The organism is Flavobacterium sp. U410 (assembly GCF_053570605.1).
Window position 1 is genome coordinate 1 of the sequence record NZ_JBSEFI010000040.1, and the last position, 6,378, is coordinate 6,378.

Here is a 6,378-nt window from a genome sequence, read left to right on the forward strand (position 1 = left end):
GATTTTTCAAAACACTCAAGTCCATACTCGCATTATGAAAAATTAATAAATTAGATGAAAGATATTTAGAAAGTTCGTCTTCCCATAATTCTTGAAAATTAAGGGAAAATTCTACATCTTCATATGAAATTCCGTGTATTGAAGTATGAGTTTTTAAAAACTTTTCTGATTTTGGTGGATTTATATAGTGTTTTGTCGAATAAACTATTGTGTCATTTTTCACGAAGCATAATCCGATTGCACAAGCACTTAATCTACTGTTATTTGCTGTCTCAAAGTCAATAGCAATAAAATCAAATTTATTTTCAAAGTACTCAGGGAATGTATGAGGATTTTTAAATTGATTGAATTTCAATTTTTGCAAAATCGCTTGTTCGTATTGAGGTTTTACTTTATAACCAACTTGTTTTGCTTTTTTTAGCCAAGGTTCAAGAATATAGTTTGGTGTATTTTCGATAAAATTATAGAATAGAAATTCATTGTTTGTTTCAGGATTTATTCCCGAAACTTCCATTTCAATTTGATTTTTTGGTTTAGGTTTAAAAAAGTTAAACATAGTTCATTTTGTATAATTCAGACGAGTTTTGGTGTAATATGGCATATAACGTTTGGCAAATTGGCGATGGAGCCGACTTTTAGCACAAATGTTGAATAGAATTACTAATCTTCAACATTGCACAAAAGTTCAATAGAAGTACTTCACCGGCTCTATTGCCAATTTGTTTGTTATGTGCCGTTTTATTCCATTTTATACATTTAACAATTGCTGAAACGTAAAGTCGGGTTTAAACATTTCAATTTCGTTTTGAGTTGATTCTTCTTGTGCTTCTTTGCCATAGATAAACATTTGCTGTTCATAATTTTTAACAGCCTCTTCAATGCTATTAAATTTTCCATCGGCTAGATTATCAGACAATATCAAGGCATCCACCAACCCACTATTTACTCCCTGCCCTGCAAAAGGCGGCATCAAATGTGCGGCATCCCCAATCATTGTTATGGGTAATGGGCGCTTGCTTTTCCAAGGCTTTTCTAAAGGAAATATCCGTGTAGCCAATCCTACAAATGACAACGTCGTATGAATCAATTCTTTGTAGCGTTCGTCCCAATCGGAAAATTCTTTCAGAAGAAAATCAACGACACTATTTCTGTTTTGAAAATCTACCTGCGTTTGGTTTTTCCATTCATCAGGTGTTTTAAAACTTATTCCAAAATGCAATGCACCATTATTATTGGGGTTAGCAAATAATAAATTACCTTGGTGAGATGCCATTAGCCGGTTTCCATTGCATAGCTGAAAAAATCCAGGACAGTTTATCTCTGGTTGATGAATATCGGCTTGTATATTGAAAGTACCTGTTTCTTCAACTTCCGTGTCGGTAACAAATTTTCTTACCTTGGACATCCCGCCATTGGCAAGAATAACCAAATCTGCTGTTTCACTCGGTTTATTCTCAAAAGTTAGTGTCCACTTCTTCTTACCAGGTTCAAGCATAACAAGTTTTCTATCCCAAATAACCGTGTCGTTTTCTAAACTATTCAACAAGATAGCCCTTAAGTCATTTCTGTTTATTTCAGGATTGTCAAATCGATTTTCGGGCTTTACATTTTTTGTGGATAAAATATTGCCTTTTTCATCAGCAATATTTACACCCATTGGTAAGGCTAAGTCATAATAAGTTTGTAACAATCCCGCTTTTTTCATTGCTTCCTGACCTGAACCTTTGTGTAGGTCAAGGGTTCCACCAAAAATTCTTGCCTCTCGGTCGTTGTCTCTTTCGTAAACTGAAACGTCTATGCCGTTTTGCTGTAATAATTTTGCCATAGTCAGTCCAACGGGTCCACCACCAATTATTGCAACGTTCTTATCACTAAGTAAATTCATTTGTTTGTCTGTATCTATTCGCATTGTCATTCAAAAATGGCACATAACGGGAAACGCATTGGCGAAGTGGCGGATAAATTGGACAAAAAGTTCAATTTAGCGAGAACGTAGCCGATGTGTTTCCACAGAGCTAACTTACAAATAAAAAGCGAATGTGGAACACATTCGGCGGAATAAAATGCAGAAACTTTCAATTTAGCACTTAACCTGCCATTTTGCCAATGCGATGTTATGTGAAGGAATTTTTAGTATCTTTGTATTCAAATAATTCACATTTTATGTATTTCAGCAAGCCTTGGTAATTAAAAATTAAAGTAAATTATTAAATCGTCTTTTTGAGACGGTTGCTATTTGGTACGTTAATTTTTAATTTAAAATAAGGTAATAATGAAAAATATAAAACCCTTAACTTTTCCGTTTAATTCGGAAAATAATACATCCATAAAACAAAGTCTTTTTCGATTTCGAGAATATTTTGATTCTTCTACAATTGTTGGTTTAGGCGAAAACGCACATTTCATAAAAGAGTTTTTTACATTCAGGCATCAAGTTATTGAGTTTTTAGTAACTGAATGTGATTTTGACACCTTGGCATTTGAGTTTGGTTTTTCTGAAGGATTAGAAGTTGATAAGTGGATAAAATCACAAATTCCATTCGACGATTTGGATAAGTTACTGTCACACTTTTATTATCCAAATGAGTTTAAAGATACTTTGCTATGGCTTCGTCGGTATAATCAAGACAATAATAATCAAATTACCTTTTTAGGTGTGGATATTCCTAAAAATGGAGGTTCTTATTTTCCAAACTTTCGTATTGTATCTGATTATTTGCAAAGACTTTCAATCGTTTCTTCTGATGTCTTACAGAAGATTTTAAATCTTGCTGAGAAATTTGATTTCTATTCGACTTCTCAGCTTGCGTTAAATTTATCGCTTTTTGATGAAGCTGAACATAATGAATTAAAAGCATTGCTATTAAAAGTTTACATTCGTTTGATTACTCTTCAACCAAAATTAGAAAGTTTAGAATTTCAATCGATAGTTCATCAAGTTAAAGGCTTGATTTATATGAATTATAATGCTGATGCTATGGAAAGTTTCATTACTGAAAGGGGAATTGAAGGAGATATGGGAGCAAAAGACCAGTATATGGCAGAAAGCATTGATTGGTTTTTGAAAAATTCACTTGGTAAAAAGATTATTTTGGTTGCCCACAATGCTCACATTCAAAAAACTCCGGTAGATTTTGATGGATTTATTAGTTGTTATCCAATGGGGCAAAGACTTTCGATGACTTTTGGAGAAAAATATAAAGCATTTGCAATAACTAATCTACGTGGAGAAACTGCGGCATTGTATCCTGATAATGATTATCAATTTGGCTTTAGGGTTGATAAATTTCCACTTGATTTTCCAGAGTCGGATTCTGTTGAATTTATTATGCAAGAATTTGGAGGAAAAGAATGCTGTTTACTAATGAACAGAAGTACGGAATTAAAAAATTGTAATAAGATTCGATTTGATTCGATGTGCCTAAAAACTGAAATAGAAGAAGCTTTTGACGGAATTTTTCTAATAGAAAAATCAACTGTTTCAGAAGTAGTGGATTGAGAATTTATAAATTTAATTTCGAAACGGCACTTTCTTTTTGGAGGTGCCGTTTTATTCTTTCACATAACGTGCCGCGTATTGGCGATGGGCGGGATTTTTAGCACTGAACTTTAATCGAAGAACAGAAGTTGAATTTTGCACTTCCGTTGATACGAAGCCGTTCAGCCCGCCTATTGCCAATACGATGTTGTACGACGTAGTTATGTTTTGGGTTTTAGTCCAGCTAAATATTTTCGTATGTCATTTTCTAATTTATCCGGGTATTTGTACTCTAATTTTTTTGACAATTCAGTTCCTATTTCTGAAACTAAATCAGTCATTGAAAATAGAGCAGTCCAATTTTCCTTTATATCGCTCCCTGAAAATGTTTGTTCTGTTTTAGCCCACATTTCCTGGTTAAGATACTTTTTGAAAAGCCGTCCATATTTATTGGTCGTTATGTTCCAATTGTGTTCACTTGCAATGTGCCATTCAATTAAAGGAATTAAATATTCTGTGCGAATAACGGTTTCCGACATAAATTTCGCATAGAATATTTCATCTCTCACAAGACACTTTGCCACGTAAGTTGTGTCCCACCAAAAATCGTTTATTAGATTTTGAAACTCTTTTTCAGACGGTTTTTTGATAATGGAAATTTGATAAGTTGGTTTCAGCATTTGCTTTGTAATACCATCTTTATCAATTAAAATTTTATAACCAATATCCCAATCTTCTGGTAATTCTTTCTCTTGCGTTTCCTTTATAAATTTTGATTTGCTGTAAAGTTTAAAATCTACTTTCACACCGTCTTCATAAAGTAGCATTTTCATTGCGTGTTTATGGTTAAAACAACTTTCGTCTTCTTCAATCATAGCAATTGGATTTCCGAATTTAAGCGTCCAGCTTTTGTCTGAAATGTAATTTGTATTATCCTCAAAAACAAATTCAATGTCTAAATCACTAAATTCGTCAACAAGTGCTAAAGGATTTACAAGTGAACTTGTCAGAAGAAGAACTCTTACATCTTCGTTTTTCTCCGACCATTCTATAATTGTTCTTAACTTTTCTTCTCTGACTTTCATTTTGTTTGGTTCGGTTTTACTATGTCGTACAACGAAAAATGGTAGCCGTAGTTGCCGGATTTACAGCACTTTCGTATCAATTTAGCACTTCGGTTCGTTAAAAGCACCAAAGTATCAAGTTGGCACGAAAGCCGGCAATTATCGGCTACCATATGTTAGTGGCATTTATCATTTCATTATATTCATTTGCTTTAACGCATTTTTTGTTACATTAATTCTCGATGAAATAAAATCATCAACATTCAATCCGTCTGTCGGAATTACATTTGTTGCAAAAAAATAAACATTAGATTTTGTTTCAACATAACCAACAAACCAACCATTATATTTTTCTTCTATCGAACTTAATCCAGTCTTACCGCTTAAAATGTAATTTTCAGTTCGCTCAATTTCCATAATATTTTTGACAATCTTTATTGTCCTATCAGAAATTGGAAATTTTGAAAAATAGAATTTCCTTAAAAAGTCGATTTGTTGTTTTTGAGATATTTTTGAATTTCCTTCAAGCCAAAAATTGTCAATCGTTAAACTGTCAAAAATCATATTTTTATACTCAAATTTTTCTAAATATTCTTTCATTTTAATTGTTCCGATTTTCCTTGCAATTTCCTGATAGCAAGGAACACAGGAAATTCTAAAAGCATCTTTAAATGATAAATCTTTTTCCCAAATATCCATTTTTCTCTGCTCGCCATTCCATTTTAAAATAGTTGTATCATTTTCAATAATGCCTAATTCAACAGCAATTATAGAATTTGGAATTTTGAATGTTGATGCAGGTAATTTTCCGTTTTTAGCCCAATCAAAGTCATTTGAGTAAAAAGTATTCTTGTCGTTATCATAAATTAGAATTGAACCATTTACTTGAAAACTATCTAAAATTTTGTCAAAATCAGAAATTTCTGTTTCAATTATGTTTTTATTCGTTGTTGTGTTACAGCAAACAAATAAAAATATCATTGAAATAAAAACTACAAATAAAATATTTTTCATTTATTGTCTAATTATCGTTTGTTTTTGTTGCCACTAACGGGAAACGCATTGGCGAAGTGGCGGATAAATTGGACAAAAAGTTCAATTTAGCAGTGACGTAGCCGATGTGTTTCCACAGAAGCTAAATTATTAAAAAAAGCTGAATGTGGAACACATTCGGCGGAATAAAATGCACAAAAGTTGAGTTTGGCACTTAACCCGCCATTTTGCCAATGCGATGTTATATGCCGTATTTTTTGATAAGATAATTTAAGTCAGCTTCGTTTAAAATTCTAATGTTTGCTTTTTTTGATTGGTTTAAGTCGTTTATTTTTTGGATTTTTGACCAACCACAATCTTCACCTGCAAAAACAAAATCTACTTTACCTGTTATTCCTGATTTTATTTGTCCACCAATTTTCATTAGAAAAGTTTTTATTTCTTCTCTTTCTATTGAAAAGTTGCCCGTAATAACTATTCCTTTTCCTATTAAATCAATGTTTTCAAGTTCGTTTTGAGTTATTTGATAATTTGATAAATGCTCTTCATTTTCTTCTAAAACATCTTCACTTGGTTGATTGAAATAATTATTATTTGTTTTAGGCTGGTCATCAATTTTTCTTATTAGTTCTTGATAACTTGGATACTTGTCAGTCAATTCGCCAAATATTAAAGCACAAAGTTTTGCATCGAATTCTGGGTCGTGATGATTTGTTACTTCTAAGTCCAAACTCTCTGCTAAATCTTTTATTTTTTTAGGCATCCCAAGTTTATCTGCAAATAACATTGTGTCAATATAACTTATGACATATGGTTTTAAATTATAATGTTCATATAGATTTT

At 32.2% G+C, this 6,378-nt stretch carries 6 protein-coding genes; 1 reads left to right on the forward strand and 5 read right to left on the reverse strand.

From position 1 onward, the window contains the following. A partial coding sequence (locus ACUSJC_RS16555; RefSeq protein WP_449270673.1) for an exonuclease domain-containing protein occupies positions 1-556 on the reverse strand: 556 nt, incomplete at its 3' end. 192 nt (positions 557-748) lie between these two features. Continuing rightward, entirely contained in the window at positions 749-1,915 is a 1,167-nt protein-coding gene (locus ACUSJC_RS16560; protein WP_008651082.1) for a tetracycline-inactivating monooxygenase Tet(X2), read from the reverse strand. A 357-nt stretch (positions 1,916-2,272) separates the two neighbouring features. Here ACUSJC_RS16560 and ere(D) point away from each other — a divergent pair, with 357 nt between their 5' ends. After that, the gene (gene ere(D), locus ACUSJC_RS16565; protein ID WP_009040233.1) at positions 2,273-3,499 is read left to right on the forward strand and encodes an EreD family erythromycin esterase; all 1,227 of its coding nucleotides are present in this window, start codon (positions 2,273-2,275) and stop codon (positions 3,497-3,499) included. A 200-nt stretch (positions 3,500-3,699) separates the two neighbouring features. On the opposite strand, the gene ACUSJC_RS16570 is transcribed toward ere(D), so the two are convergent. The 3 genes from ACUSJC_RS16570 to ACUSJC_RS16580 form a co-directional block, all read right to left on the reverse strand. After that, complete coding sequence (locus ACUSJC_RS16570; RefSeq protein ID WP_003013318.1) at positions 3,700-4,563, reverse strand: aminoglycoside 6-adenylyltransferase AadS; 864 nt, start codon at positions 4,561-4,563, stop codon at positions 3,700-3,702. Positions 4,564-4,731: 168 nt separating this feature from the next. Continuing rightward, positions 4,732-5,556: a class D beta-lactamase OXA-347 gene (locus tag ACUSJC_RS16575; RefSeq protein ID WP_004295324.1), complete on the reverse strand. Its 825-nt coding sequence runs from the start codon at positions 5,554-5,556 to the stop codon at positions 4,732-4,734. A gap of 220 nt (positions 5,557-5,776) precedes the next feature. Beyond that, positions 5,777-6,378: BRCT domain-containing protein (locus ACUSJC_RS16580; RefSeq protein WP_449270674.1), on the reverse strand; the 602-nt coding region annotated here is incomplete at its 5' end.